The sequence below is a fragment of the Aestuariivirga sp. genome (genome assembly GCF_020252395.1).
GTDB lineage: Bacteria > Pseudomonadota > Alphaproteobacteria > Rhizobiales > Aestuariivirgaceae > Aestuariivirga.
On the sequence record NZ_JADCDB010000002.1, the window covers coordinates 286,833 to 311,893 of the forward strand.

27 protein-coding genes are annotated in these 25,061 nt (G+C 64.8%); 19 read left to right on the forward strand and 8 right to left on the reverse strand.

Annotated elements, in window-relative coordinates:
* The first annotated feature begins 1 nt into the window (after nucleotide 1).
* The 18 genes from IOC82_RS02710 to IOC82_RS02795 all read left to right on the forward strand — a co-directional run bounded on the left by IOC82_RS02710 (nucleotide 2) and on the right by IOC82_RS02795 (nucleotide 15,053).
* The gene (locus IOC82_RS02710; protein WP_290544627.1) at nucleotides 2-1,123 is read left to right on the forward strand and encodes a phage tail protein; all 1,122 of its coding nucleotides are present in this window, start codon (nucleotides 2-4) and stop codon (nucleotides 1,121-1,123) included.
* Nucleotides 1,124-1,131: 8 nt separating this feature from the next.
* On the forward strand, nucleotides 1,132-4,413 hold the full coding sequence (locus IOC82_RS02715) for a DUF4815 domain-containing protein (RefSeq protein WP_290544628.1): 3,282 nt from the start codon (nucleotides 1,132-1,134) through the stop codon (nucleotides 4,411-4,413).
* Nucleotides 4,414-4,422: 9 nt separating this feature from the next.
* The gene (locus tag IOC82_RS02720; protein WP_290544629.1) at nucleotides 4,423-5,346 is read left to right on the forward strand and encodes a hypothetical protein; all 924 of its coding nucleotides are present in this window, start codon (nucleotides 4,423-4,425) and stop codon (nucleotides 5,344-5,346) included.
* A gap of 3 nt (nucleotides 5,347-5,349) precedes the next feature.
* Nucleotides 5,350-5,658 (forward strand): hypothetical protein, encoded by a 309-nt coding sequence (locus tag IOC82_RS02725; RefSeq protein ID WP_290544630.1) that lies wholly within the window; start codon nucleotides 5,350-5,352, stop codon nucleotides 5,656-5,658.
* Between the two features lies 1 nt (nucleotide 5,659).
* Complete coding sequence (locus IOC82_RS02730) at nucleotides 5,660-5,905, forward strand: hypothetical protein (protein ID WP_290544631.1); 246 nt, start codon at nucleotides 5,660-5,662, stop codon at nucleotides 5,903-5,905.
* Nucleotides 5,902-6,159, forward strand: coding sequence for a hypothetical protein (locus IOC82_RS02735; protein WP_290544632.1), 258 nt, complete (start codon nucleotides 5,902-5,904; stop codon nucleotides 6,157-6,159). Before IOC82_RS02730 ends, IOC82_RS02735 begins: the two co-directional genes overlap by 4 nt.
* A gap of 91 nt (nucleotides 6,160-6,250) precedes the next feature.
* Nucleotides 6,251-7,963, forward strand: coding sequence for a phage tail protein (locus IOC82_RS02740; protein WP_290544633.1), 1,713 nt, complete (start codon nucleotides 6,251-6,253; stop codon nucleotides 7,961-7,963).
* 26 nt (nucleotides 7,964-7,989) lie between these two features.
* Nucleotides 7,990-8,520, forward strand: coding sequence for a phage major tail tube protein (locus IOC82_RS02745; protein WP_290544634.1), 531 nt, complete (start codon nucleotides 7,990-7,992; stop codon nucleotides 8,518-8,520).
* A 22-nt stretch (nucleotides 8,521-8,542) separates the two neighbouring features.
* Nucleotides 8,543-8,812, forward strand: a complete 270-nt coding sequence (locus IOC82_RS02750) for a phage tail assembly protein (RefSeq protein ID WP_290544635.1) — start codon at nucleotides 8,543-8,545, stop codon at nucleotides 8,810-8,812.
* Nucleotides 8,809-8,952, forward strand: a complete 144-nt coding sequence (locus IOC82_RS02755; protein WP_290544636.1) for a hypothetical protein — start codon at nucleotides 8,809-8,811, stop codon at nucleotides 8,950-8,952. Before IOC82_RS02750 ends, IOC82_RS02755 begins: the two co-directional genes overlap by 4 nt.
* Nucleotides 8,953-11,283 (forward strand): phage tail tape measure protein, encoded by a 2,331-nt coding sequence (locus tag IOC82_RS02760; RefSeq protein ID WP_290544637.1) that lies wholly within the window; start codon nucleotides 8,953-8,955, stop codon nucleotides 11,281-11,283.
* The gene (locus IOC82_RS02765; RefSeq protein WP_290544638.1) at nucleotides 11,283-11,705 is read left to right on the forward strand and encodes a phage tail protein; all 423 of its coding nucleotides are present in this window, start codon (nucleotides 11,283-11,285) and stop codon (nucleotides 11,703-11,705) included. The genes IOC82_RS02760 and IOC82_RS02765 overlap by 1 nt, the downstream gene beginning before the upstream one ends.
* Nucleotides 11,702-11,923 (forward strand): tail protein X, encoded by a 222-nt coding sequence (locus IOC82_RS02770; protein ID WP_290544639.1) that lies wholly within the window; start codon nucleotides 11,702-11,704, stop codon nucleotides 11,921-11,923. The genes IOC82_RS02765 and IOC82_RS02770 overlap by 4 nt, the downstream gene beginning before the upstream one ends.
* A gap of 6 nt (nucleotides 11,924-11,929) precedes the next feature.
* Nucleotides 11,930-12,937 carry a late control protein gene (locus tag IOC82_RS02775; protein WP_290544640.1) on the forward strand — a complete coding sequence of 336 codons (1,008 nt, stop codon included), beginning with the start codon at nucleotides 11,930-11,932 and terminating at the stop codon, nucleotides 12,935-12,937.
* A gap of 34 nt (nucleotides 12,938-12,971) precedes the next feature.
* Nucleotides 12,972-13,289, forward strand: a complete 318-nt coding sequence (locus IOC82_RS02780; protein WP_290544641.1) for a hypothetical protein — start codon at nucleotides 12,972-12,974, stop codon at nucleotides 13,287-13,289.
* A 94-nt stretch (nucleotides 13,290-13,383) separates the two neighbouring features.
* A complete protein-coding gene (locus IOC82_RS02785; protein WP_290544642.1) occupies nucleotides 13,384-14,319 on the forward strand; it encodes a TIGR02594 family protein in 936 nt (311 codons plus the stop codon).
* A 189-nt stretch (nucleotides 14,320-14,508) separates the two neighbouring features.
* Nucleotides 14,509-14,709 carry a hypothetical protein gene (locus IOC82_RS02790; RefSeq protein WP_290544643.1) on the forward strand — a complete coding sequence of 67 codons (201 nt, stop codon included), beginning with the start codon at nucleotides 14,509-14,511 and terminating at the stop codon, nucleotides 14,707-14,709.
* Nucleotides 14,706-15,053, forward strand: coding sequence for a hypothetical protein (locus IOC82_RS02795; RefSeq protein ID WP_290544644.1), 348 nt, complete (start codon nucleotides 14,706-14,708; stop codon nucleotides 15,051-15,053). The genes IOC82_RS02790 and IOC82_RS02795 overlap by 4 nt, the downstream gene beginning before the upstream one ends.
* Before the next feature lie 361 nt (nucleotides 15,054-15,414).
* Here IOC82_RS02795 and IOC82_RS02800 read toward each other — a convergent pair whose 3' ends face one another.
* The 8 genes from IOC82_RS02800 to zigA form a co-directional block, all read right to left on the reverse strand.
* Nucleotides 15,415-16,356, reverse strand: a complete 942-nt coding sequence (locus IOC82_RS02800) for a GIY-YIG nuclease family protein (RefSeq protein WP_290544645.1) — start codon at nucleotides 16,354-16,356, stop codon at nucleotides 15,415-15,417.
* Nucleotides 16,357-16,954: 598 nt separating this feature from the next.
* The gene (locus IOC82_RS02805; RefSeq protein WP_290544646.1) at nucleotides 16,955-18,382 is read right to left on the reverse strand and encodes an ATP-binding cassette domain-containing protein; all 1,428 of its coding nucleotides are present in this window, start codon (nucleotides 18,380-18,382) and stop codon (nucleotides 16,955-16,957) included.
* Nucleotides 18,379-19,203, reverse strand: a complete 825-nt coding sequence (locus tag IOC82_RS02810) for an ABC transporter permease (protein WP_290544647.1) — start codon at nucleotides 19,201-19,203, stop codon at nucleotides 18,379-18,381. The genes IOC82_RS02805 and IOC82_RS02810 overlap by 4 nt, the downstream gene beginning before the upstream one ends.
* On the reverse strand, nucleotides 19,200-20,153 hold the full coding sequence (locus tag IOC82_RS02815; protein ID WP_290544648.1) for an ABC transporter permease: 954 nt from the start codon (nucleotides 20,151-20,153) through the stop codon (nucleotides 19,200-19,202). The genes IOC82_RS02810 and IOC82_RS02815 overlap by 4 nt, the downstream gene beginning before the upstream one ends.
* On the reverse strand, nucleotides 20,150-21,019 hold the full coding sequence (locus IOC82_RS02820) for a DMT family transporter (protein WP_290544649.1): 870 nt from the start codon (nucleotides 21,017-21,019) through the stop codon (nucleotides 20,150-20,152). The genes IOC82_RS02815 and IOC82_RS02820 overlap by 4 nt, the downstream gene beginning before the upstream one ends.
* A 73-nt stretch (nucleotides 21,020-21,092) precedes the next feature.
* Complete coding sequence (locus IOC82_RS02825; protein ID WP_290544650.1) at nucleotides 21,093-22,640, reverse strand: ABC transporter substrate-binding protein; 1,548 nt, start codon at nucleotides 22,638-22,640, stop codon at nucleotides 21,093-21,095.
* A gap of 30 nt (nucleotides 22,641-22,670) precedes the next feature.
* The gene (locus IOC82_RS02830; RefSeq protein WP_290544651.1) at nucleotides 22,671-23,108 is read right to left on the reverse strand and encodes a DUF1636 domain-containing protein; all 438 of its coding nucleotides are present in this window, start codon (nucleotides 23,106-23,108) and stop codon (nucleotides 22,671-22,673) included.
* A complete protein-coding gene (gene zigA, locus IOC82_RS02835; protein ID WP_290544652.1) occupies nucleotides 23,105-24,328 on the reverse strand; it encodes a zinc metallochaperone GTPase ZigA in 1,224 nt (407 codons plus the stop codon). Before zigA ends, IOC82_RS02830 begins: the two co-directional genes overlap by 4 nt.
* A gap of 82 nt (nucleotides 24,329-24,410) precedes the next feature.
* Between zigA and IOC82_RS02840 the strand changes: the two genes are divergently transcribed.
* Nucleotides 24,411-24,920 (forward strand): transcriptional repressor, encoded by a 510-nt coding sequence (locus tag IOC82_RS02840; RefSeq protein ID WP_290544653.1) that lies wholly within the window; start codon nucleotides 24,411-24,413, stop codon nucleotides 24,918-24,920.
* Nucleotides 24,921-25,061 lie beyond the last annotated feature (141 nt).

Genomic DNA, 25,061 nt, shown 5'->3' on the forward strand with positions numbered 1-25,061 from the left:
CATGACAGACCTTCTGCCATGGCATGCCACGCCGTTCGAAAAGGCGTTTTCGCGCGCCAGCGATCCGGCGGTGAGGCTCGATACGCCGATCACCATATCGCGCGGCATCAAATATATCGGAACGCCGCCGTCGTGGCTGCCGTTCCTGATCTACGAGTATGGGCTGGGCGAGCTGTCGCCCTATGTCCCGAACCTCTATCAGCTCATCGACGACGGTATTCGCTGGCAGCGCGTCAGAGGGACGCCAGCCGCCATAGCCAGGGGGCTGGGCTGGCTCGGATACTCAGGCGCTATCGAGGAAGCAGAAATTCGCCGCACCCGCTGGCACCTGTTCCAATTGCATCTGGGCAGGGTCCGCGACAGCGAGGAACGGGACCTCAACCGGATCGAGGGCGTTACGCAGCTGTCAGTCCCGGTGCGTTCGCATTTCTGGCGCGGCTTCCGGACCCATGACCTGCGGGCCATGGAGTATTCGTGGAAGCGGCGCTCAAACGCCATGTATTCAACCCACTCCGGCGCGTGCATCCGGACGGGCGGGGCAAAGTGGAGCTTCGGGCGGCTCTATGAACGCGACCACACCATGACGCAGGCAGAGCTCACCGCGCTCGGCGTCTGGGTGGCCAGCGTGCCGCCTCCTACTGTTTCGACGTGGTCAGCCACGCCATGGCCCGCGGCGCCGTGGTCGGATGTCGGCCAGCAGATTCGCCGCGACACGATCATCGGCAATCTTGCGGCGATGAGCGCCTGGATCACGTTCCTGACCGCCGGTGGCGCGGTGATCGGGCATCGCCGCGCGCGGGTATGGCGGCGCGTGACCAGCGGCAGCGCGGCCTCGCCCTATCAGGTGGGCGGGTCGCAATTCGATCCGCTGTCCGCCGGCGTGACCGGCGCTTCGGCGCTTTATGTCGAGGCCCAGACGGATTTCGGCGATGGCTACGGGCAGACCGCCGCCAGATGGCAGGTCCGGCTCGGCGCAACGCTGGCCGATCCGGCGCGGCCCGGACTGCTCTGGGCCGATGCCCCGGCGCTGAGGGGTGGCGCCGGGGCCGTCGAAAAGACCGAGACCATCGAGTTTGGTCGCACGGTTCGCGAGCGCTGCCGCGCCGTGCTGCGTGTCGTCTAGGAGAGACAATGCCCGCACCCTTCAACCATTCCTCCGGCCTCGCGGGCGTTTACGACCGGACGCCGGACAAGCCGCATGTGGCGCGCGTCCTGTTCCGCGAGGAAAAGCTGGCGCAGGCCGCCGAGCACATGGAGGCACAGAGCATCGCGGAAGCGCGGAACCGCCGGGTGGGCGATCTCATCGCCAAGGACGGCGACCGCGTGACCGGCGCCGAAATCCTCGTCGATCCGCAGACCGGCACCGTGGTGCTGGGGGCCGGCACGATCTATGTGCAGGGCGACGTCCGCCCGGTCGCAGCTCAGACCCTGAACGGCGTGCCGATGACCGGCGCTGTGTCAGTCGGCGTTCGCCTCATCCGCACCGTGGTGACCGAGGTCCAGGACCCTGATCTTCTGGGCCTCCACCCTGGCTCCGAGGCAGAGGGCGAGCCAGGTGCCGGCCGCGAGACGGAAACCATCGCCTGGGGCCGCTCGGGCGACGGCCAGACCGGCAACCTGTTCTCGGTCTATCTCATCAAGGACGGGGCGGTCGTCGACCAGACCCCGCCGCCCCAGCTATCCGGCGTGACGGCGGCGCTTGCAACCTATGACCGCGACGCCCATGGCAGCTACATCGTCGAGGGCTGCCGGGTGACGGCGCTGGGCAAGACCGGAACCAGGCAGCGCTTCTCCATTGAAGAGGGTATCGCCAATATCTACGGTTTCAAGCGCAGCCGGGACGCGGCGATCATCCACGAGGAAACCGAGGCGTGGGATACCGAGACCATCGCTGCCGAGCCTTCGACCTTCGCGGATGGTGGCACCGGCACCGCCGTCATCACCGTGCTCTATCCGCCCATCGCCACGCTGACGTCGGCGATCGTCACCAAGGAAGTGACCCGGACCATCATCAAGGGCACGACGAACAGCGCTGACGCGCTGCCCGATCCTTCGGTCACCTCGATCATCGAGGTCAGGCAGGGCGGCACGACCTACGTGGCCGGGACCAGCTACAATCTGGTGAACGATACGGTGTCGTGGGCGCCGGCCGGCGCCGAGCCCGCCACGGGATCGAGCTACACCGTCAAATACCGCTATCTCTCCGCCGTGACGCCGGTCACCCAGACCGACAGGACCGTGACCCTCACGGGAGGTGTCACCGGAACCACGGTGCTGCTGAGCTACAGCTGGAAGCTGCCGCGCTTCGATCTCCTTTGCCTCGATGCCAGCGGTCTCCCTGCCTATGTGAAGGGTGTTTCCATGCGGCGCGCGCCGCAGCCGCCCATTGCACCCGTCACGCTGTTGCCGCTCGCCGTGGTCGAGAACAACTGGATGGGCACTCCCACCATTCGCAACATCGGTGTCCGGGCCTATCACTTCACCCGCATCCACCGCATGTATGAGAAGCTGGTCGATGCCTTCAACCTTCTCGGTCTGGAGCGGCTGAAGCGCGAAATCGACAGCCGCGAGCCTGTGGCGAAAAAGGGTGTGTTTGTCGATCCGCTCATCAATGATTTCTATCGCGATCTCGGCACGGCCCAGACCGCGGCGGTGTTTCAGGGGGCGATGCAGCTTCCGATCACGCCAAGCTTCTTCTATCCTACGCTCGCCGCGCCGGCACTGCTGAATTACACCGAGGAGGTGATCGCCTCGCAGCCGCTGGTGACCGGCCAGATCAGGATCAATCCCTATAACAGCTACGAAAATCTGCCCGCCGAGATGAAGCTGGAGCCGCCGGTCGATTTCTGGGTCGATCAGCCACAGGACACGCTGCAGCAATCCTTCGTCACCCAGCAGGTCGTGCAGACTGTTCAGCGCAATGTGACTGGCAATAATCCGGGCCGTCGCGTCACCGAGACTGTGCGCGAACAGGTCTCGGTCGACGAAAACCTCGTTTCAGATGCTGTGGCGCTGTCACCGTTCATGCGGCAGATCACGGTCACCGTCACGATCTCCGGTTTCGGCGCGGGCGAGAACCTGTCGAAGCTGGAGATGGCCGGTGTCAGCGTCAAGCCACCCGGCTCGCAGACCGCCAATGCGCTGGGTACGATCGCGCTCACCTTTACCATTCCGGCGAACATGCCCGCCGGCCGGGCGATGATCTACGCCGAGGGTGCCGGCGGAAGCTGGGCGCAGGCCCTGTTCGTGTCGAACGGCTACTATGACGCCGACACGATCCAGCGCACCACGACCGTGACGCGCTTCATCACGCGCACCGTAACCACGACAAGGGCACCACGGCCGCAACCACAGAACCCAGGCGTTCCGGTCGATGGCGTCAGGGAGCCTTCGCGTTCGCCCGATCCCGTGGCCCAGACCTTCATCATCGAGGAAGACCGCTTCATCGCCGGGTTCGACGTCAAGTTCGCGGCATTCGGCGACAAGTCCAAAGGCATCATGGTCGAGCTCGTCCGGACTGAGCACGGCTTCCCGACCGGCGAAAGCATCGCCCAGACATTCACGGGCATCGCGAACGCGGTGGCCGGTCAGTGGGTGCAGGTTCGGTTCCCGGTCCCGGTTCACGTCACGGGTGGCCTCGAATATGGCTTCATCGTCCGGACCAATGACGATGATCATGCGCTGGCGCTCGCCAGCATCGGCGGCTTCGACCCTGTGGCCCAGCAGTTCGTGGGCGCCCAGCCCTATGTGGTGGGCATGCTGCTGTCATCGGCGACCGCCACGGCATGGACCGCGCACCAGAAGGACGATTTATCATTCCAGATCGTCGCGGCCAGGTTCTCAGCAGTCTCCAGGACCATCTCCTTCGGCACGTTCCCGCTCACCAATGCCTCCGACCTCATGGCGCGCGCCTCGGTTCTGATCCCGTCGGGTGACACCAATGTGGTCTTCGAGATCGTGCGGGCGGGTGGTGAGGTCAAGAAGCTCTCGCCCAATACGAACTGGGAGCTCGACGCCTTCGTGACGGAAACGGTGACGCTGCGCGCCGTTCTGAGCGGCAGCGCGAAGATGAGCCCGATCCTGTTCCCCGGCATCATTCTTGTGGCGGGGACCATAGCCACGTCGGCTACCTACGTCTCCAGGGCGATGGCCATGGGAACGGCGGTGCGGCTGTCCGCTTACATGAAGCTGTGGCTGCCGGCGGGAGCAGCGGTCGATGTGGCCTTCGACAAGTCGGACGGCGTCTGGCTCGCGACGGCCATCCAGCAGACCGACGTGCTCGACGACGGCTGGCTGGAGCGCGAGTACCGCTACCCGTCGATCACCGCGGTCACCGGCCGCATGAAGGTCACGCTGACGGGGTCTCCCGCCGCGCGCCCGGCGGTGCAGGACCTCCGCGCCGTGTCGATTTGAGGGTGAACCATGCCAGTTAACAACACCACTTCGAACCGGGGCTATCAACTCCCCCACGCCACGAACTTCCTCGACGAGGACGTGGCCCGCCTCATCGCCGCCCTTGGCGCGATTGACACCGACATGGCGGCGGTGATGGCGGGGCTTCTCTCCAGGGCTGCCGCCACCCACGGCCATGTCATCAACGACGTGGCGGGCCTGCAGGCAGCCCTCGACGCCAAGATGAGCGCCAGTGTCCAGCTGGCGCTGGCAGCACTTTCCGACGTCGATCTGACGGGGGCTGCCGCCGGCATGTTCCTCAGGCTCATCGGCAACAAGTGGTCGCCCATCGCCTTCGACGCCAGCATGATCGCCAGTGGCACGGTGCCGGAGGCGCGGCTTCCGGCCGGTCTCGCGGCGACAGCACTGGCGGCCGCCTTTGCGCCCCTCAGCCACACCCATCCGCCTTCGCAGATATCCGGACTCCCCGCGCCGTCCGGCACCCGCATGCTGTTCCAGCAGACCACTGCGCCGACCGGATGGACCAAGGACGCCAATCCCGGCTACAATCATTCACTGCGCGTCACCGGTGGAGCGGCGGGTTATGGAGGCAGTCTTGCATTCACGGCCGTCTTCGCTGACCGTGGCATTGCCGGCGTCACCAATGGGGTGGCTGCGGGCGGTTCGGTCGGGGATACGACACTGTCAACGGCCCAGATGCCGTGGCACCAGCATGCCTTCGTCGAAATCGGCGGAAACGGCGGCAGCGGCTCGGGTGAAGCCTACGATGACGGGCCCTATCGGCTAAGAACCTATAGCCGCGTGACCGATGGCGCCGGCCTCTCCCTCGCTCACGGTCATTCGTTCACCGGTTCCGCTCACAGCCATTCCGTGTCGGCCAGCCTGAACATGAGCGTGGCCTATGTCGACGTCATCATCGCGCAGAAGGATTGAGGCATGTTCGGACGCAAGGACGAGGCCGAGCCGCTGTGCCGTTACATCGGCAAACCCTGCATCGGGCACAGATGCAAACAGTACATCCCGGTGCGCGGCGTCAATCCGCAGACGGGCGAGCACGTTGACAAATGGGACTGCGTCGATGTCTGGATTCCGCTGCTGCTCATCGAGAACAGCCAGCAGCAGCGCCAGACGGGAGCGGCCGTCGAAAGCTTCCGGAACGAAATGACGAAGGCCAACGAGGCAAGCCAGCAGGTGCTGCTGGCGAGTGTCGTCTCAAGGCTCGATCCGAAACTCATTGGAGGTTGAGATGAGACTTACGATGATTCGCCACGACGCAGTGTGCTGCATTGACGGCGTGTGCCGCGCCGGGATCGACGTCAGCAGTCTGCCTGCCGATGTCCATGCCCTGCAATGGTACGGGGACCATGGCATTGTTGAGCGGGTCGACCCGGACACCCGGCACTACGAGAATGAACGCATAACATCGCTCGATCCCTATCGGGCCGTGATCGCCTCGTGGGAGGCGAAGAGCATTATGCCGGAGGCCACATGAACTGCCCGCTCCCCCGCTATTACCTCTGCCACGCGGTCGTCGCGTTGCTCATCGCCGGCGCCGTCTGGCTGATCCTCGGCCTCCATGCCGGGCTCGCCGCGGGCGCGTTCTTCTACGTGGGCCGCGAGTTCACGCAGTGGGAGCAGGGTGGCGGACCCGGCCTGCCGTTCGACTGGAAGGGACTCGCCGTTCCCGTCCTTGTCTGCGCCCTTGCCCTCGCCGCTATCGACATCGCGACCGGCTGGCCTGGCTGATCGATTCACCCCTTCACCCCTTCACACCTTCCCGCCGTCCCCATCCCCGTCAACCCGGCGCAAAAATCGCGCCTTCTGAAAGGAAACTGGAATGTCCGACCCGGCATTTGGCATCTCGATTACGCGTGTCGACAAGGAGCCGCGCCCCGCGGTCTTCAGCGACATGAGCGTCGCCGGCATCATCGGCACCGCGCCGGCCGCCAACGCAACGTCGTTTCCGCTGAACACGCCGGTGTTCATGTACAGTGACGACGCCACGCTTTACGCCGCGCTCGGCACGGGCGGCACGATCAGTGACGCAATTGACCTGATCAACGCCCAGCTCGGCGAGTTCCAGGTTGCCGCGAAGCTTGTCGTGGTCCGCATCACCGATGGCGTGAACGCTGCCGCCACCATCCAGAACATCATCGGCAGCTCGGCGCTCAAGACTGGCATTCACGCCTTTGTCGAGGCCGGGCCGGTGCTTGGCGTCATCCCGCGCCTGATCTGTGCTCCGGGATTTACGTCGCAGCAGGAAAACGGCGTTTCCGCCATCTCGGTGACAAACCTCGGCAACAACTATACCTCGGCGCCCACCGTCTCGTTCTCCGGCGGTGGCGGTTCCGGGGCAGCCGCAACGGCAGTGCTGACCAATGGCGTCGGATCGATCTCCGTCACGACGGGCGGCACAGGGTATTCCAGCGCGCCCACCGTCACGCTGTCCGCGCCGCAAACCGCTGGTGGCATCCAGGCCACTGCGACCGCGACGGTTGCGGCAGGCGTGATCACGGGCTTCACGGTCACCAACCCCGGGTCGGGCTACAGTTCGCCCCCAGCCGTGGCCATCGCCGGGGCGGGCACCGGTGGGGCGGGTACGGCCGTTCCGGCCGGCCGCGTTGGTTCCGTGACCATCACCAATCCGGGCTCCGGCTACAGCTCGGCCCCCACGATCGCGTTCTCCGGCGGCGGCGGCTTGGCGGCGGCAGCCACGGCCACCTTAGCCCTTCTCGCCAATGCCGTGTGTGCAGCACTTCCGGAGGTGCTGAACAAGCTCCTCGCCCATGCCGTCGTGGACGGGCCCGCCACCACCGAAGCGGCGGCTATCGCCTGGCGCGCTACGATCAGCAACAGCAGGATCATTCCTGTCGATCCGGCGGTGAAGGTTCTGGCCAATGGCGTCTCGGTCAACAGGCCAATGTCGCCCGCCGTGGTGGGGATCGGGGTCCGGCGCGATCACGAGAAGCAGGGGCGGCCGTTTCATTCCTGGGCGAACCAGCCAGTGGCGGGTATCCTCGGGCCGTCCCGGCCCATCAACTTCTCGCTCACCGACGGGGCGACCGAGGGCCAGCGCCTGCTCGCCGAAAACATCGGCGTGCTGTTGCGCGGCGAACTCGGCGTCGAGACGTCCATCGCCGCCGGCGGGTTTGTCTATGTCGGCACCGACAATGCCGGAACCGACGATCTCTGGCGTTTCTATAACGTGACGCGGGGCAGGGATTACATCCACCTGATGTTCCTGCGCACGCTGCGCTTCTACCTCGGTCGCTTCAACCTCACCGGCCAGACCATCCAGGCGGTGCTCAACACCATGAGCTTCGCCATGCGCGACCTCAAGGCGGATGGCGACATCCTCGGCTACGAGGTGAAGTTCACCCGCGACCAGAACTCGCCCGAGCAGCTGCGCCAGGGCCGGTTCACCATCAACTTCGCCGCCGAGGAGGCCCCGGTGCTGCGTTACCTCGGGATCCAGTCCGCCCGCTACCGTCCCGCACTCGATGCGCTGCTGGATGACCTGCTCGCGCAGGTCGATGCGGTCACCGGCTGAGCGCCAAACAGAAAGGATATCAAGCCATGAGCACCATCTACATCATGGAGGCGTGTAACCTGTTTTGTGGCGATCATGATCCCGCCGCATCGAAGCACCTCACGCTGGCCGAGCTCAAACTGCCACCGCTCCAGGAAATCTACCAGGACCACCACGCCGGTGGATCCCGGGTGCAGATCGAAGTGGCGGTCGGCATCCAGAAGCTGGAGCCCACTTTCAAGCTGAACGGCTGGGACCCTGATCTGCTGACCCAGTTCGGTCTCGGCTCCTCGCGCCAGAAAGTGTTCACCGCCTATGGCGTGATCCGCGACAAACGGGTGGGGCTGGCCATAGAGGCCAAGGCCATCATCGAAGGCCGCCTCGGCAAGATCGAGTCCGACGCCTTCCAGCGTGGCGAGTTGCAGGGCCACGAATACGCCATCAACGAGGTCATGCACTACGAGCTCTGGTTCAATGAGAAGGAGAAGCTGTTCTGGGACTTCTTCGCGGCCGAGTGGCGGCTGGACGGTGTTTCGCAGAACGATGACGAGCGCCGCATCCTGCGCGTCCAACGTTAACTGACCAGCCTGGGAGATAATGATGACTGATACCGCTCGCGTGAAACTCTCCCACCCGATCGAGGTGGGAAACAGGACCATCGCCGAAGTGACCATCCGCCGCCCAAAGGTCCGTGACCTCCGGGCAATGGAAAAGGCACGGGAGCCCGGGGCGAGCGAGATCGACCAGGGCGTCGCGATGGCCGCCACGCTCTGCGATCTGCCGCTGGAGGCCATGGACGAGATGGATGCCGCGGACTTTGCGTCGATCTCGGAGGTGCTCGGCGGTTTTTTACCCAGGGGCCCGGCATGAAAGGCTGGCGTGGCGTCGTGGCGGATGTCGCGCATGTCCTGTCGACGCCCATCACCGCCTTCGATGACATGGACTGGACCGAACTGCTGCTCTGGCACGCCGAGGCGCGCCGCATCGCCGGCGCCAGGGGTACACATTAGATGGCCAGCATCACGTCACAACTGATCGTCAGCCTGCTCGACCAGGTGACCGGCCCGGCGCGCCGCGTCGCCAACAGCCTTCGCGGCATCACCCGCACGGTGAAGGAGGCGGCCTCCGGCACGATCGGGATGTCGGACCGGCTCGATGCCGCGATCACCCGGAACAACCGCGCCATGGATGCCGCGCGCGGGCGGATGCTCGATGCCGTGGGTACGCTCTATATCCTGAGGAGTGCGCTTGGCGCGCCAGTGCGGGCCGCCCAGGAGTTCGACCGGGCGCTCGCTGAGATCGGCGCCAAGGGCAATCTCACCGCGGAGCAGATGACGGCCATAGGCGAGGCGGCGAAGCAGACATCTTCGCACATGAACCAGTTCGCGACGGACATCGTTCGGGCGCAGGATTTCCTGGTCGGCATGGGCCTCGATGTGGAGCGCGCCACCAGGGCCATGCCATCGATCGCACGGGCCGCAACCGCCACGGGGGCTAGCCTCGAGGACCTCTCGAAGGCGGGCTTCGCCGCGATGGCGAACCTCGGTCTGGCAGCCGAGGACCTGGGCAAGTCCTTCGACGTCATGGCCGCCGCCGGCAAGGCGGGCGGCTTCGAGCTCCGCGACATGGCACAATATCTGCCATCGATCACGGCGCTCGCCAATTCCAAGGGGATCACGGGCGGGAGTGGCCTTGCGCAGATCGCCGGCGCCCTGCAGATCGTGCGCCGCGGCGCAGGCGACGCCTCGGAGGCCGCCACGAATTTCAGCAACATCCTGCAGAAGATCAATTCCAACGATGCCATCGGAAACTTCAAGGATCTCGGCATCGATATCCAGAAGGTGCTGAAGGACGCCAGGGCCAATGGTACCGATCCCCTCGAGGCCTCGCTCCGCGCCATCAACACGGCACTCGGCGGCGACATGTCGAGGCTGGGTGAACTCTTCGCCGACGCCCAGGTCCAGAAGGGCCTCATACCGCTCCTCACCGGCCTCGAGGACTACATCAGGCTCCGAGACGAGGCGGCGAAGGCCGATGGCGTGATCAGCGCCGACTTCGCCCGCATGATGCAGACGAGCGTCGAGCAGGTGAAGCAGTTCCAGATCGCGCTGCAGAACTTCCAGACCAGCATCGGCGCTGCCCTGGTCCCGGTCCTGGGCGGCATCGCGGGCGCGCTGAAGCCCGTACTCGAACTGCTGACGGCCATCGTTAATCAGTATCCCGGCGTGTCGGGCGCCCTGGTTGCCATCACGGCGGGATTCGTGGCGCTCAGGGCGGCTCTGGCGGGCCTCACCTTCATCGGGCTCATGGGCAAGGGCGGCCTGCTGGCGTCCCTGGCCTTCGGGCTGAGGGGGCTTACGGCGGCCCTGGCGGCCCTCCGGGCCGTCGTCATCACAGCGCCACTCGGCATGCTTGCGAGCGGCCTGACAAGCCTCCGGGGATCGCGCCTCGGTCTGACCATGCTTGGGTCCGCCGGCGGCCTCAAGGCGGTGGCCGGCACCCTTGGCTCCAGCCTTCTGGGCTTGCTCAACCCTCTGCGGCTGGTGACGGCTGCTGCTGTCGCCCTCCGCGGCGCGCTGATGCTGACTGGCGTGGGTGCGATCCTGATCGGCATCGCCGTTGCCGGCAAGTTCATCTACGACAACTGGCAGGGCATCAAGGAGATGTTCGCTGCCTTCGGCGAGGCGTTCATGGCCGCGCTGGGCCCAGTCAGGCCGATGCTGGATCCGGTGATCTCGGGGGTCAGTTCGCTCTTCGGCTGGATGTCCAGGCTCAGCCTAGAAATCGCGCCGGGCACCTGGCGTCAGTGGGGCGCCGCGGCGGGCACTGCCATAGGTAATGTCGTGAGGTGGTTCGCGGAGCTCCCGGGCAGGATCGCCGCGGCGGTCGGGAGCCTCTACGAGCTCGGCCGGCAGATGATGCAGTCCTTCTTCGACGGCATCGTCTCCGTCGCCAATGATCTCCTCAACTACGTCTCCGGCATTGGAAGCCGGATCAGGTCAGCGCTCTCCTTCGGCGGCGCCGAAGGGGTGTCCAGCGATCCGATGGGAACGGGTGTCATCGATGGCCAGCGGGCGAAGGGCGGCCCCATCTCCCGAGGTTCGACCTATCTGGTCGGCGAGCGCGGTCCGGAACTGATCACCGCCGGGCGCTCCGGCTATGTCAACAGGGCAGGCTCATTCCCCGCCGGCGGCATCACCGTCGCGCCGGTCTTCCACATGACCTTCAACGGCACGACCGACTCCGAGGACGTGGTCCAGCAGATCCGGCGCGTGCTGCGTGACGAGGTCCGCGAAACGTTCCGTGGCGTCTTCGCCGACACCTCCATGAGGTTCGCCTGATGCTGATGTCACTGGGCCCCATCAAATTCGAGGTCTACCCGTTCAATGCGACGGAGTACGGCCATGACCATGAGGCGGCCTTCGTCGAGAAGCCTGTCCTCGGCGCCCGGCCGGCGCTCGAGTGGGTGGGCGAGGGTTCCGAAAGCTGGTCGATCAGGGCGCGGATCTTCCCGCACAGGTTTGGCGGCCTGGGCGACTTGAAGAAGCTCTACCAGGCCCGCGCCGCTGGACGCCCGCTCTACCTGATGCGGGGTGACGGCGCGCAGATGGGCTGGGTGGTGATCGACAAGGTCTCCGAGCGCTCCAGCTACCTCGATGCCCGGGGCATCGGCAAGATGATCGATGTGGACATCTCGGTGCGCCGCTCCGCCAAGCCTTCCAACGGCAGCTTCTTTTCGGTCTTCTCAGGCGTGTTCTCATGATCGTCGAACCAGTCACGGTCCAGGGTGATTTCGTCACCGTCTCGCTCATTGTCTGGCGGCGCTTCAAGCGGCCGATGCCGGGCCTCGTGGAGCAGATCCACGACATGAACCCGGGGCTGGCCGATCTTGGAGCCTTCCTGCCGGCCGGCGCCACCTTCAACATGCCTGTTCCGGCGCCGCGCGGGCCGGCCATCCTCGATCCCGTCAAGCTGTGGTGATCCTCCATGTCGAAGCGCGCGGTGTTCATGGTCACGGTCGCCGGGACCAACATCACGGCCACGCTCTCGCCGGTTCTCATCTCGCTCTCGGTCTCCGACAAGGTTGGAACCCACTCCGATACAGCGAATCTTGAGATCGATGACACCGATGGCCGGATCGTCCTGCCGCTGATCGGCGCGCCCGTCATCGTGGCGCTGGGATGGGAGGGCCAGGGAGTGCGCGTGGTGTTCACCGGTACGGTCGACGAGGTCAGGTCATCGGGCTCGCGCGGGAGCGGGCGGACGCTGCAGATCGCCGCCAAGGGCATGGACACCACCAGGAAGCCGAAGGAAGGCCAGCAACGGCATTTCGACGGCACGACGGTCGAGGATATCCTGAAGGCGGCGGGGCAGACCGCCGGGGTGACGGAGATCGAGATCGACCCGTCGCTGGCCGCCATCAGGCGCGAATACTTCGAGATGCGCGACGAGAGCTTCATCCACATGGGCGAGCGTCTGGCGCGCGAGATCGGCGGTAACTTCCGGATGGCCGGCCAGAAGGCCATCATGTCGAAGCGCGGCGGGACCTACACCGCGGCTGTCCTGGCCGTCTGGGGCCGCAACCTCCATGGCTGGGACATTTCGCCGGCACTCGGGCGGGCGCAGTATTCGCAGGTCCGTGCGCGCTGGTACGATCCGAACAAGGCCGAATGGCGGGAGACGGAAGAGCGCACCTCTCTCGCCGTCGATGCCCGGCACGATCACCGCTACGCGAAGCCCGATGAAGGCGAGGCGCGGCAGCAGACCGCCTCCGACAGGGCCACCTCGGAGCGCGATGCGGGCGAGGGGTCAGTGACCATCGAGGGCGATACAGCCGCCATCCCGGACGGGCTCTGCATCATCACGGGCGCAAGGCCAGGAATAGACGGCCCGTACCGCATCGAGAGCGTCACCCACAGCTATTCCCGCGGCGGCGGGTTCGTCACCCAACTGAGCCTGAAGCAGCCGGGGTCCGGCGGCGCGGGCGGCATCTGACAGCATCTGACAGCATCTGACAGGAGATATCCTGATGACCCATGACTGGACCGGGGACATCCCGGCGGCGGTGTATTTCGTGGTGGGGCTCGGCGGCCTCGCCGGCGCTCTCCTCGCCATGCTGAAGCTGAAGGAGGCGCTCGTCCCCGACGCCGGTCAGCAGATCAAGAAGGACATCGCCACCATCAGGGCCGACATCCACGACATCCGCGCCCGCGTCGGCACGCTGGAACTCGATGTCGCCCGCATCGACCAGCCGTCGATCACCCGGCGCTTCGACGCCATCGAGGGCAAGATCGACAAGCTCTACGCCTTCCTGCTCGAGCGCCTGACCAAGCTGCCGCCGCTCTGAGCGGCGCACCGGCACACCCACCCCAGCCATCCATTCAACCCGCAACCGAAGCCGAAGGCCGCGAGCGCCTCCGGCCATGAGAAGGAATTTGCCAATGACCCACATGACCATCGCCCGGAGCCTCCTCGGCACGAAGGAGCTGAAGGGCTCCGCCGACAACCCGAAGATCATGGAGATGTACCGTACCGTCGGCCACCATTGGGTGGAGCATGACGAGGTCGCCTGGTGCGCCGCCTTCGCCGGCTACTGCCTCGAGAAGGCAGGCATCGCATCGACGCGCAAATTGAATGCGCGGTCCTACCTCACCTGGGGCGAGAAGGTGGCCGGCCCCGAGCAGGCGAGGGAGGGAGATATCGTCATCTTCACGCGCGGCGCGAACACGGCGCAAGGCCATGTCGCCTTCTTTCTCAAGGCAACGGGCAGCCAGATCGAGGTGCTGGGCGGCAACCAGTCCGATGCCGTCACAGTGACGCGCTACCCGAAGTCCCGGTTGCTCGGCATCCGCCGCCCCATAGCTGCCGGCGGGCCACAGCGCCCTGAGCTGAAGGTCGTCCAGCAGCAGCTGAAGGACCTCGGATACTTCGAGGTCGGCATCGTGGACGGGCGCTACGGTCCGCGCACCAGGGCTGCCGTGCTGGCCTTCCGGGCCGACAACGAGCTGGGCCTCAGCCCGGATGTCGATACCGTCCTCGTGGAGGCCCTGCAGCGGGCCAGGCCGCGCGCTGTGTCGCGGGAGCGGGCGGAGGGCAGGCCGGAAGGATCCCGCATAGTGAAGGCTGCCGACGCCCAGATCGCCACGGGCATCGTGGGCATGGCCGGGGCCGCCGCCTCGGTCGTGGTGCCCGCTGTGGAGACCGCCGAGCGGGCGAAGGATGTGACCGAGCGAACCGTGGGTCTCCTCAATCTCACCGACTGGCTGCTGCCGGTGCTGCCGTGGGCCGGGGCGGCGATCTTCCTGATCGTCATCCTGCTGGCCTGGAAGGCGAAGGCTGCCCGCATCGAGGATCACCGCACGGGGAAGACGCCGTGATGGGGGTGCTCGTCTCGATACTGGCCGCCGCCTGGTCCCGTCTGTCGGGCTGGGCGGCGCTCCTCGCCGCACTCATCGCGGCGCTGGGCATTGCCTGGCTCAGGGGCCGCGCCGCGGGACAAGCGGCTTGGGAGGCCAAACGGGAGGCAGCACGAAACAAGTCTATTCGGCAATCAGGGGAGACAAGACATGACGTTCAGAACAGCAGCGATCCTGCTCTCGATCGCCGTCTCGGCCGCTGGATGCGCGACTGACCCGCGGCTTAAGAACGACTGCGACTGGGCGCAGCCCATCCGGCCCTCCCGGCAGGATGTGCTGACCCGCCAGACGAAGGAGCAGATCCTCGCCCACAACGAGACGGGCCAGAAAATCTGCGGGTGGCGGCGATGAGCGTCCCGGTCTCGGACGGTCCGGCCATCGTCGTGGACTATGAATGTCGCCTGCAGCTCGAGGCCGAGAGCGACCTGTTTCCGGCCGGGGCGACATTCACCGAGCAGCTCCGCGCAAAGGTGAGCGCCGCGATGCCGGTCACGACTCTGAATAGCGGGAATGGCGGTGTCACGCGAGTGACGGACCGGATCGTGGAACTGGTAGTGCCCGCAACCGAAACTGCCAGCCTCTCGCCTGGGAGCGCGGTGCTGGATCCTATTCGCACCGATCTCACGCTGCCCAGGCATCTCGTCTTCATGCTGGAAATTCCTGTGGTGCAGCCCGTGACGCGGGGGCTCGGATGACAGGGGCTTGGATGACAGGAGCTGTCTCCTGCCGGTCGGTCACAGGGCCGATCCGCCTGAAAACCCAATCCGATGTGCCCATCACGGCGCGCGTTCTCGCGAGTCCTGTGGCGGTCGGTGTTCTTGGAACCACCGGGCCAACAGGGGAGCAGGGGCAAACGGGATCCGCAGGACCCCAAGGCCCACCCGGCAATCTCGACACCGGCCTCGTCCTCGATGGCGGCAACTTCTGACAACAAGGGAAACTCTCATCCATGGCAAACGTCATCGCCATCTCGGGCGGTAGCGTCGATGGTGTCACGCTGGATGGCGGGACGTTCTGAGCGGTTGGGGAATTCTGAGAAGTTTATTCACTGAACGGTCAAGTCGCAGTTTGCTGAGGACCTTCTTGTCCCGCCTCCCATTCCGAATAGGTATGGCCATCCGGCAGTTTCCATAGAATGCGCCCATTCGCGCTAGCACCAATGACAGCTGAAGCGGCGGATGAAGGAGAAGAAAAACTGTAGCTACTGGTGAATACCAGGAAGTCGCCATCGCGACGGAGGACACCCCTTTCGAGCAATGTCTCCCGAAGTGCTAACGTCCCTCGAGGCACGGTTCGGGTTGTGCGAGCCCGGGCCTTTGACCCTTCTGTCACGACGAATTCCCCAGACGAACCCACCATCATTTTCGCAGCGTAGCCTTCACCAATGAAGGTGAACATCGCAGGCCTATCGGTAGCTGGCTCAGAAACATTCGCAGTCTGACCTGGTATCTCTGGCGGCCGCCCTTTCATCTCACGGAATAGATCCCATCCTAGCGCCCCAACCAGAGTCTTTGTCTGGTCGACAAACTCGTCCATGTCGACGCGATCTTGGAGGGGCAGCTTACCCGCATCATCAGACGGTCGCTTGGAGTTCGGCATTGACCATCGAATACTGCCGCCGATATTTCGTATGAGAGACGATTCCACATATCGAGCATGGCTCTTCGTCAGGTTTTCATCCTTGCTGATCAGAACGACAGTATCCGTCCAGAAGCCCTTAGCGTCTCGGCCGGATTCATTCGAATTATGGTAAGACAGTCTTGCGCCAACACCCTCAGATTCGCCGATATAAGCGAGTTGCCTGTCTTGGTGGTTTTCGTCTGAACCAATCAGGATATAGACGCCAGGTCGCTCGATCTCGGGAAACGTTTCCCTCACACGACGTAGTTGATTGCGCCGAAAGGCAATCGCCTGGATCGTCGACATTGAAATTTGAGCGACCCTGATGCCGCTTGGGTCGCCATCAAGCAGGAATATGTTGATCGAGCGCGGCTTCAATTTGGTGATACTGTCCGTCAGGAGAATATTTCAGAGTTTGAAGCGTCTGATCGAATAGGGGATCTGACCTATCTGTCTGCGTGAAACATATATGCCCTTCCTTCGTCATTGCAAGCGTCGAGCATTTGCCGTGTCGCGTTTGACCGCCAGGTGCCAGAGATATTCCCATCCTCGATCCAACCGTCTCTTCTCAGAGCAGTAGTGCCGAAAGGACCGAACAACTCCTCTGGGAGGCAAAGCCAAGGTGTGGACTGGATCGAAGTGGGTGGGGAAGCCCGTCAAGTACGGGTACACTTATCTCATGATTACCTGTAGCTTCGACTTCATTCTGAAAGTCGCTGTTAAACAGCAACATGAGCAATAACATATCCCAGATAGTGCCGCTAGCTCCTCGTGATCGCGACGCTCTCGCTGACCGCCTGCGCGACGGCACCTTCTAGGCCGTCCGTCGTCTGCCCGCCGGTCGCGGCTTACGATCGCGCCTTCCAAGCCCGGCTTGCCGACGAAATCCTGCGCCTGCCACCCGGCGCGGCGCTGGAACGAGCAATGCTGGACTACGCTCGGCTGCGCGATCAGGCGCGGGCTTGCCTAGCTTAGCTCAAGCTCGCGGACCAAGTGCAAGATGCTCGTCCGCGATGGCGGCGAGCAGCGGTTGGTCGTGACTGATCAGGACAAGGCCGAGCCCCTGTTGATCGACGGTTGCCCGCAGCAGCTGCATCGTCTCACGTTGAACGACCGGGTCGAGCCGCGAGGTCGGCTCATCGGCGACAATCGCTACTGGATCGAGAAGGAGGATGCGTGCCAGTGCGAGCCGCTGGGCCTCGCCGCCGGAAACCTCGCAGGGGCGACGGTTCATCAGCCGATGATTGACCTTCAGCCTTTCCAGCAGCGGCGGCAGATCGCGTGCGGCCGAGAGGCCGGACTTGACGTCTTCGAGCGCAAGGAACTGGCGTGCGAAGGTCAGGTGCGGCACGAAGGCCGTGATCGGATCCTGATGCAGCTTTTGATAGCGCTGCCTGAGCGGCGGTATCGCCGACGGCATCGCCACGATATCCAGCCCACCCCATTCGACGCTGCCGGCCATCGGACGACGCAGACCCAGCAGAATGTCGCCGAGCGTGCTCTTGCCGCTGCCGCTCGGCCCGGAGATCGCCAGCACGCCGCCTTTCGGGAGATGCAGGTCAAGGTCCTCGAACAGCATTCCCCCTTTTGGCCAGCCAAAGGAGAGACCGTGCGCAGATAGCGCAAGGCTCGTCATGTCGCAGCAGCGGTGGCAGCGTGGCCAGTGGCGCGGATCGGCCGCTAGCCATGTTCGGGCGTAGTCGCTTTGAGGCGCAGACAGGAGTCCTGCACTCGGGCCATGTTCTACGACTCGGCCATTCCTGATGATCGCCAGTTCTCCAGGAAGCTCCTCTGCGAGCCTGCGATCATGGGTGATGACGAGCAGGCTGCGTCCAGCGGCCGAAAGGCGCTTGAGTGCGGCGATCGCCTGAGTGACGCGGTCGGAGTCCAGACCCTTGGTCGGCTCATCAGCAACAATGATCGGCGCGCCGACGCCCAGCGCCGAGGCCACCAGCACCCGTTGAGCCATGCCGCCGGACAGCGTGAATGGGTAGGCGTCTGCCGTCGAACCAGGCAAATCGAAAGCCGCGAGTGCGGGCTTGATGGCCTCCTCTTGGAGGCCTGCCAGCGCCATCTGCCGCTTTACGCGCATGGTCGGATCGAGCGCAGCGGATGGCTCCTGCGGGATCAGCATGATCTGCTCGCGCCAAAGCGCGGCAAGACGTTTCGGTTCGCTCGCAGGAATCGACTCGTGGCCGCCAATCGTGATGGTTCCCGAGACGGACAAGCCGGCCGGCAGGAGGCCGAACACGGCCTGCGCGATCAAACTCTTGCCGCTGCCGGTTTCGCCGATGAGCGTCAGAACGCCCCCGCGCGGCACTGACAGCGACACGTCATCAACAAGAGCAGCGCCGCTTCTGTCGTGGATCGAAAGATGGGAGATTGTGAGGGCCGCTTCGGTCATTGCGCACGACCCGTTGAATTCGAAGCAAGCGCTTGGCCTGCCAAAGTCAGTGTCAGCACCGACACAAAGATCATCAGACAGGGCGCCGCCATCTGGACGAAGCCCTCGGCGAGGAAGGGCAGCAGCTCGTTGATCATCGCGCCCCATTCGGGTGTGGGAGGCTTCAGACCAAGCCCGAGGAAACCAAGTGCCGAGATCGACATGATGGCCTGCCCGACGCCGAGCGTCGCCAATGGCATCACCGCGCGCAGCACGGACGGCAGGACATGGCGCTTCAGGATTGTTAGCTCCGGGAAACCCGCGAGGCGCGCGGCCTCGACATGGCCTTCCCGGAGAACGCTCGTGGCCACCGCCTCAGCCATGCGGGCGTACTGCGGCCAAAGCGCCAGCTTGAGCCCGATAAGCATGGGCCAGATACCGCCACCGAGGAACCCGGCAAACAGGAGAGCCAGCAACAGTCCGGGGAAGGCGAGCATCAGGTCGGCAAGACGCATGATCAGCGCCCTGACAAGCGCGCCGCTATTGGCCGCGATCAATCCGAGCGCGACGCCCACGCTAGACGCCAGCGCCACGCAGAGCACGGCAAGGCCCAGCGAGTGCGGAGCGCCAGCCAGGACACGCGAGAGAATGTCGCGTCCAACATGATCGGTGCCGAGCAGGTGAGCGATGCTTGGCGCTTCCATGACCCGCATCAGATCCTGCGCATTGGGGTCCTGCGGCGCAAGGAATGGGCCGGTCAGCGCAAGGCCAGCCAGCGCCGCCAGCGGCCAGACGGAAGGCGGCAGGCTCCGCGCACGAACAGGCTCGAGAACGAGGCTCATGCGCGCGCCTCCTCAAGCCCGCGTGGGTCGAGCCACAGGCGCGTAAGGTCAGCCAGCAGGCTAACAACTGCGAAGGCAAAACCGATGACGAGGCCCGCCCCCATAATGACCGGTACATCGCGCGCGATCAGCGCCTTGACGAGCAGTTCGCCGAGGCCCGGATAGTTGAACAGGGTCTCGATGACCACGAAGCCATCGATGACGAAAGCGAATTGCAGCGCGGCATAGGTCACCACTGGAATCGCAGCGTTGCGCACCCCATGGTGCCGGAAAGCAGCAGCAGGGGTCAGCCCCTTCACCCGTGCATAGGTCATGAAGAACGCCGAGCGCACCTCCACCACGGCGTTGCGGATCACGGGGATTGAGAAGGCCACGAGCGAGAGTGCCAGCGTAAAGGCCGGCAGCACCATGTGCGCGCCCGTCCTGAAGCCGGCCGGCGGCAGCCAGCGCAGGGTCAGCGCAAACAGAGTGATGAGCCCGATGCCGACAAGGAAGCTGGGCAGCGAGGCGAGCGTCACGGCCAGCGCGTCGGTTATCCGGTCGACAACGCCGCCGGGCCTGAACCCAGCCATGATGCCGAGCGGCAAGGCGATCAGATAGGACAGGAGCCAGCCGATCAGGCCGAGTTGCAGGGTGAAGGAGGCGTGATAGGCGAGTTCCTGTTTGACCGGCTTGCCCGAGAGCAGCGAACGGCCGAGATCGCCCTGGGCGAGGTTGCCCATCCACTGACCATACTGAACGATGAGCGGCCTATCGAGGCCCTCCTCGCGTCGGATGCGATCGGCGGTCTCTGGCGTGACGCGTTCGTCACCGACACGGGCGGCTGCCACGCGCAAGGCGAGATCGCCCGGCAGCGCATGCACGAAAACGAAGCAGAGCGAGGCGAGCACCGCGGCCGTCGCGAGCGCCTGACCGATCCGAAGCATGATGACGCGCAGGACCGTGTTCATGCCGGCGAAGCTTTCAGCCGCGCGCCGATCCTGTCGGCGAAGGCGACACAGGCCGCGGCGATCACGATGAGCAGTGCACCGATGAGGCTGACCGGCTCCGGCCAGAGCGCGAAGACGGCGAGGTCGAACAGGATGGCCCAGATCATCGCCGTGTACTCGAACGGCGCCAGCGTTGACACCGGCGCGCGTGCCACAGCTTCGGTCATGGCGATATGCGCGAGACCACCGAACAGGCCCGACGCGATCAGCGCGAGGAGCGCCGTCTGGCCAACATCGGCCCAGCCGAGCGGCATGGTCGCCAAACCGCACGCCGCGCAGACCACAGCGAAGTAGAAGGCGATCGCCGCCGGCGCTTCTGTCGCGGTCAATCGTTTGATCTCGGTCTTGGCTAGCGCGGTGGTTGCGGCGCAGGCGAGCCCAGCGCCCACGCCGATCAGCGTGCTGACCGCGAGTTCTGGCCCCACCATGGCCGGCCAGAGCATCAGCCCGACGCCGAGGAAGCCGAGAAGTGTCGCAGCCACCACAACGATTCCAGGCCGCTCGCCGAGCAGCGCCACCGCGATTGGCACCACGATCAGGGGCGCGAGGAAAGAGAGCGCCGTTGCCAGAGCCAACGGCAGATGGGCGATCGACAGGAAGGAGAAGAACATCGCCGCGCAGCCATAGAGGCTGCGTTTGACGTGCCCGAGCGGCCGTTCGGTCTTGAGACCGTGGCGCAGTTGCCCGCGCCAGGCGAGATAGACGAGGATCGGCACGAGTGCGACCGCGCTGCGCCAGAACACGATCTGGCCGACCGGAGCCTCCACCGATGCGATCTGTACAGCAAGGCTCATCAGCGAGAAGAACAGGGTAGCGAGCAGGCGCAAGGCAATCCCAGCGCCTGTTGCACCAACAATCCCGCCCATCTCGGTCGACGCGCTGCTCACCAGTCTCAAACCCTCAACCCAAGCTTACCTTGTGCAGCATGTAGCGGGTCTCGAACGGATCGATCACGAGGCCTTTCACGCGCCTGTTGACCGCGACCGTGTGCTCGAACCACGCAACGGCCGCGACGGGGACCTCATCCTGAATGATCTTCAGGATCTCCCGCCGTAGCGTTGCCTTCCGCGCCTCGTCGAAGCTCTGGACGTATTCGTCCGTCAGCGCCTTGATGCGGTCACGGCCCGGCCAGTTCAGCGTGCCCCAGGTCGAGCGTTCGCGCGTGAAGTCCGGGATAATGGTGGCGATCACCTCGGGCACGTTGACGTAAGTGCGCGCGAACATCGTCATCTGCATCGTGCCGGCCTGGATGGCGGCGGGAATGGCGGCGGACGGGCCCGGCTCGACAGTGAGCTCCATGCCGATCGCTTTCAGCTGCGCCTGCATGGCCGTCCCCATCACGGTGAGCTCGGGGCGGTTGGCGATGGTGAGCATTTTGGCGGCCAAGCGCACGCCGTCCTTCGCGCGCACGCCATCGGTCCCGCGCACCCAGCCCGCCTGATCGAGCAGTGCGTTTGCGCCGGCTACGTCGAAGGGATAGGCGGGGAGAGCCGCATCATGCCAGGCGGGCACGGCCGAAGGCAGCAACTGTGTCGCGGCCGATCCGGGATGGCGCAGGATGGCGCTGGCGATGCCCCTGCGATCGATGGCCATGTTGATCGCGCGGCGCACGCGCACATCAGCGAACTGCGGCAGGCCGGAATTGAACGCCATGGCCCTCACGCGCGGGATGGTGAGGCTCTCAACCTTCATCTGTCCGGCCGCATCGATGCGCGGCGTCGCCGCCGGCACCGTCGTGAAGATGATGTCCTGATCGCCAGCGATGGCGACATTGGTGCGCGTATCGCCATTTGCGATGGCGGTGTACCGGGCGCGGGCGACCTTGGGCTTTTCGCCCCAGTAGCGGTCGAAGCGTTCAAGCTCGATCACGGTCTTCCCGTCGATCGATGTGATGCGGAACGGGCCGGTGGCGATGACGCGGGAGACCTTGCCGTCCGCGCCCCATGAGGCCGGTGCGAGAATAACGGAGGCATAATCCACCAGCACCGCCGGCAGATGGCTGAACGGGGTCTTTGTCTTGAGCACCAGCGTGTCGCCTTCGGTCGAGAGGCTGTCGACCGGGATCTGCTGCATGCTTTCGCCGGCGAGGGAGCGCCTGAGGCTCGCCGCCGCTGCTTCCGCCGTCACCGGCGAGCCATCATGGAAGACGACGCCCGCGCGGACCTTGAACCGCCACGTGAGTCTGTCATCGCTTACCGTCCAGCTCTCGGCGATGCCGCCGACCAGCTTACCGTCCGGCTCGACCATCACCAGCGTCTCGGCGATCTGCATCCGGGCCATGATGTAGCCGGTGTCGGTCGGCTCGTTGGAGGTCCATTCCCAGGGCGAGGCGACCCGAAGGACGCCCGCTTCTTGAGCGAAGGACTGCGATGGCAAGGCTGCGGCAGCAACAGCCGATGCTGAAAGTGCGAGCGCCGAGCGGCGCGTGATCGAGAGTTTTTCGGTCATGAGAGTCCCCGGACTGTTTGGCTGTGGTGATCAGGTGGCTTGGACAGCTGCGGGCCGGTGCTCGACCTGTCGCGCTCCAGCAGTCAGCGGCGGCACCCGGCCGAGAATACCGGCTTGCAGGACTTCAGGTCGCTCGAAGCGCTCCATGAAACCGTCCGGCCTTGTGCGATAAAGGGCGAAGGCATCCAGCACAGCCGCAGCATCGCGCGCTGGGTCAAGGTCACCGAAGAGATAGGTGAACCGACCTTCGCCGGAGAACGCCACGACGCAGGGCCGCTTGCACTGGCTCATGCAGCGGACATCGCGAAGCACCTCCAGATCGATGCCACGCCGTGTCGCTTCCGCCCCGATCGCATCGGCGAGATCAGCGCCGGGGCGACGCGCATCTGCGATCCCGGGCCAGCCCTCGGGCTTGCAGCGGAAGCAGATGGAGAGGCAAGCGACTTGAGCGGGATCTTTGACGCTCATGCCGCCTGCCGCTCCCAGTTCGGGAAAGGATCGTGCAGATGCCTCCACGCGTCTGGCGTGAAGCGGTCGACCATGCCCGTGAGCGCCGCATCCAGTTCGGCACGGATGGCGGCTTCGTCCATTTGATCGGCAAGGCCGATAAAGACGATCTCCTGCCGGCGGTCGCCGAAGGTTTTGTCGAAGTAGGGCTTCATGCTCTCGCGCCACTCGGCGCTGTCGGGCCAGCGCTCGCGCGGCACGGCGGACCACCAGAGGCCACGTTTCGACGTGCGCACCAGCGCTCCGGCCTGGGCCAGTTCGCCCACGAAGTTTGGCCGGGTCGCGAGCCAGAAAAAGCCCTTGGCGCGGATCACGCCCGGCCAGGGCTTGTTGACGAAGGCATTGAAAGCCATCGGCGCGAAAGGACGCCGGGCGCGATAGACGAAGGATCGGATGCCGTATTCCTCGGTCTCCGGCATGTGGTCCTTGAAGCCGTTCAACTCCTTGAACCAGAGAGGATGCGTCTGCGCGCGCTCGAAATCGAACAGCCCTGTATCGAGCACCGCGGCGAGGGGCACGCGCCCATAGTCCGCTTCGATGATGCGCGCCTCGCTGTTGAGCGCGGCGATGATCTTTCGGGCGAGGTCCCGTTGTTCCGGCGTCGCCGTGCCGGCCTTGTTGAGCACAACGACATCGGCGAACTCGATCTGCTCCACGAGGAGATCGACAAGCGCGCGGTCATCCTCCTCCCCCGCCGTCTCGCCGCGATCGCGCAGAAAATCCTGGCTCGAATAGTCCTTGAGAAGGTTCACCGCGTCGACGACTGTGACCATCGTGTCGAGCCGGGCGACGTCCGAGAGAGACTGTCCGTCCTCGTCGCGGAAATCGAAGGTGGTCGCAACGGGCAGCGGTTCCGCGATGCCGGTGGACTCGATCACGAGGTAGTCGAAGCGCTTGTCCTCGGCGAGCCGGCGCACTTCCTTGAGGAGATCGTCGCGAAGCGTGCAGCAGATGCAGCCATTGGACATCTCGACGAGCTTCTCGTCGGTGCGTGACAGGCCGCCATCCTGCTTCACGAGCTCGGCATCGATGTTCACCTCGCTCATGTCATTGACGATGACCGCGACCTTCATCCCCTCGCGGTTGTTGAGGATGTGGTTGAGCAGCGTGGTCTTGCCCGCGCCGAGGAAGCCGGACAGCACCGTCACGGGCAGGCGATTGTCCGATTGGGTCTTGGCCATGATCCCCCAAGGGTGTAATGTTGTGACACTCAGGGAAGTGTAATAGTATTACACCCTTGCGATTGTCAAGGAGGTCTCGGCCATGGCCGGCGAAAAAGCTCATCACGAGCGATGCGAGGGGCACGGCCATGCGCACTCGCCCCACTCCGACGTGGCAGCCATGATTGAATGCGCCCGCGCGTTCGCTGCGGCACGGAAACTCCCGTTTACGGAGATGCGCGCGCGTGTTCTGACCGTGCTGGCCCGCGAGGAGAAACCGCTCACGGCTTATGAGATCACGGATCGCTTGAGCGTATCGAAGAAAGTCCAGGCAGTTCAGGTCTACCGCGCGCTCGACTTCCTGCAGGAGGCCGGCTGCGTCCACCGGCTCGCCTCAAAGGCGTCGTACTTCGCATGCGATCATGAGCATCACCCCGGTGAAGCCGTGGTGTTCATGGTGTGCAGCCAATGCGGCACGGTGCAGGAAGCGCCATCGGATCTGGTGGCCCAAGGGCTCCAGGGTGCCGCTGAACATGCAGGCTTCAAGCCTGCTTATCCCATCGTAGAACTGGAAGGCGAATGCGCGCGGTGCTCGGAGACGAAGGCGGCATGATGCGCAGGAATTCGGTCAGTTTTCCCTGATTGCGCACGAACCAGAGCAGAATGCCCGCATCCGGTTTCCAATCCTCCGCCACATATCATTCGCGAACCCGAGACCAAGTCCCTGACGGGGCCTTTTTTCTTTTTGTTTCAA

What these genes read in the sequence shown, in the direction of transcription:
- IOC82_RS02710 (WP_290544627.1), top strand. Translation starts at nt 2, where the DNA reads ATGACAGACCTTCTGCCATGGCATGCCACGCCGTTCGAAAAGGCGTTT.
- IOC82_RS02715 (WP_290544628.1), top strand. Translation starts at nt 1,132, where the DNA reads ATGCCCGCACCCTTCAACCATTCCTCCGGCCTCGCGGGCGTTTACGAC.
- IOC82_RS02720 (WP_290544629.1), top strand. Translation starts at nt 4,423, where the DNA reads ATGCCAGTTAACAACACCACTTCGAACCGGGGCTATCAACTCCCCCAC.
- IOC82_RS02725 (WP_290544630.1), top strand. Translation starts at nt 5,350, where the DNA reads ATGTTCGGACGCAAGGACGAGGCCGAGCCGCTGTGCCGTTACATCGGC.
- IOC82_RS02730 (WP_290544631.1), top strand. Translation starts at nt 5,660, where the DNA reads ATGAGACTTACGATGATTCGCCACGACGCAGTGTGCTGCATTGACGGC.
- IOC82_RS02735 (WP_290544632.1), top strand. Translation starts at nt 5,902, where the DNA reads ATGAACTGCCCGCTCCCCCGCTATTACCTCTGCCACGCGGTCGTCGCG.
- IOC82_RS02740 (WP_290544633.1), top strand. Translation starts at nt 6,251, where the DNA reads ATGTCCGACCCGGCATTTGGCATCTCGATTACGCGTGTCGACAAGGAG.
- IOC82_RS02745 (WP_290544634.1), top strand. Translation starts at nt 7,990, where the DNA reads ATGAGCACCATCTACATCATGGAGGCGTGTAACCTGTTTTGTGGCGAT.
- IOC82_RS02750 (WP_290544635.1), top strand. Translation starts at nt 8,543, where the DNA reads ATGACTGATACCGCTCGCGTGAAACTCTCCCACCCGATCGAGGTGGGA.
- IOC82_RS02755 (WP_290544636.1), top strand. Translation starts at nt 8,809, where the DNA reads ATGAAAGGCTGGCGTGGCGTCGTGGCGGATGTCGCGCATGTCCTGTCG.
- IOC82_RS02760 (WP_290544637.1), top strand. Translation starts at nt 8,953, where the DNA reads ATGGCCAGCATCACGTCACAACTGATCGTCAGCCTGCTCGACCAGGTG.
- IOC82_RS02765 (WP_290544638.1), top strand. Translation starts at nt 11,283, where the DNA reads ATGCTGATGTCACTGGGCCCCATCAAATTCGAGGTCTACCCGTTCAAT.
- IOC82_RS02770 (WP_290544639.1), top strand. Translation starts at nt 11,702, where the DNA reads ATGATCGTCGAACCAGTCACGGTCCAGGGTGATTTCGTCACCGTCTCG.
- IOC82_RS02775 (WP_290544640.1), top strand. Translation starts at nt 11,930, where the DNA reads ATGTCGAAGCGCGCGGTGTTCATGGTCACGGTCGCCGGGACCAACATC.
- IOC82_RS02780 (WP_290544641.1), top strand. Translation starts at nt 12,972, where the DNA reads ATGACCCATGACTGGACCGGGGACATCCCGGCGGCGGTGTATTTCGTG.
- IOC82_RS02785 (WP_290544642.1), top strand. Translation starts at nt 13,384, where the DNA reads ATGACCCACATGACCATCGCCCGGAGCCTCCTCGGCACGAAGGAGCTG.
- IOC82_RS02790 (WP_290544643.1), top strand. Translation starts at nt 14,509, where the DNA reads ATGACGTTCAGAACAGCAGCGATCCTGCTCTCGATCGCCGTCTCGGCC.
- IOC82_RS02795 (WP_290544644.1), top strand. Translation starts at nt 14,706, where the DNA reads ATGAGCGTCCCGGTCTCGGACGGTCCGGCCATCGTCGTGGACTATGAA.
- IOC82_RS02805 (WP_290544646.1), bottom strand. Translation starts at nt 18,382, where the DNA reads ATGACCGAAGCGGCCCTCACAATCTCCCATCTTTCGATCCACGACAGA.
- IOC82_RS02810 (WP_290544647.1), bottom strand. Translation starts at nt 19,203, where the DNA reads ATGAGCCTCGTTCTCGAGCCTGTTCGTGCGCGGAGCCTGCCGCCTTCC.
- IOC82_RS02815 (WP_290544648.1), bottom strand. Translation starts at nt 20,153, where the DNA reads ATGAACACGGTCCTGCGCGTCATCATGCTTCGGATCGGTCAGGCGCTC.
- IOC82_RS02825 (WP_290544650.1), bottom strand. Translation starts at nt 22,640, where the DNA reads ATGACCGAAAAACTCTCGATCACGCGCCGCTCGGCGCTCGCACTTTCA.
- IOC82_RS02830 (WP_290544651.1), bottom strand. Translation starts at nt 23,108, where the DNA reads ATGAGCGTCAAAGATCCCGCTCAAGTCGCTTGCCTCTCCATCTGCTTC.
- zigA (WP_290544652.1), bottom strand. Translation starts at nt 24,328, where the DNA reads ATGGCCAAGACCCAATCGGACAATCGCCTGCCCGTGACGGTGCTGTCC.
- IOC82_RS02840 (WP_290544653.1), top strand. Translation starts at nt 24,411, where the DNA reads ATGGCCGGCGAAAAAGCTCATCACGAGCGATGCGAGGGGCACGGCCAT.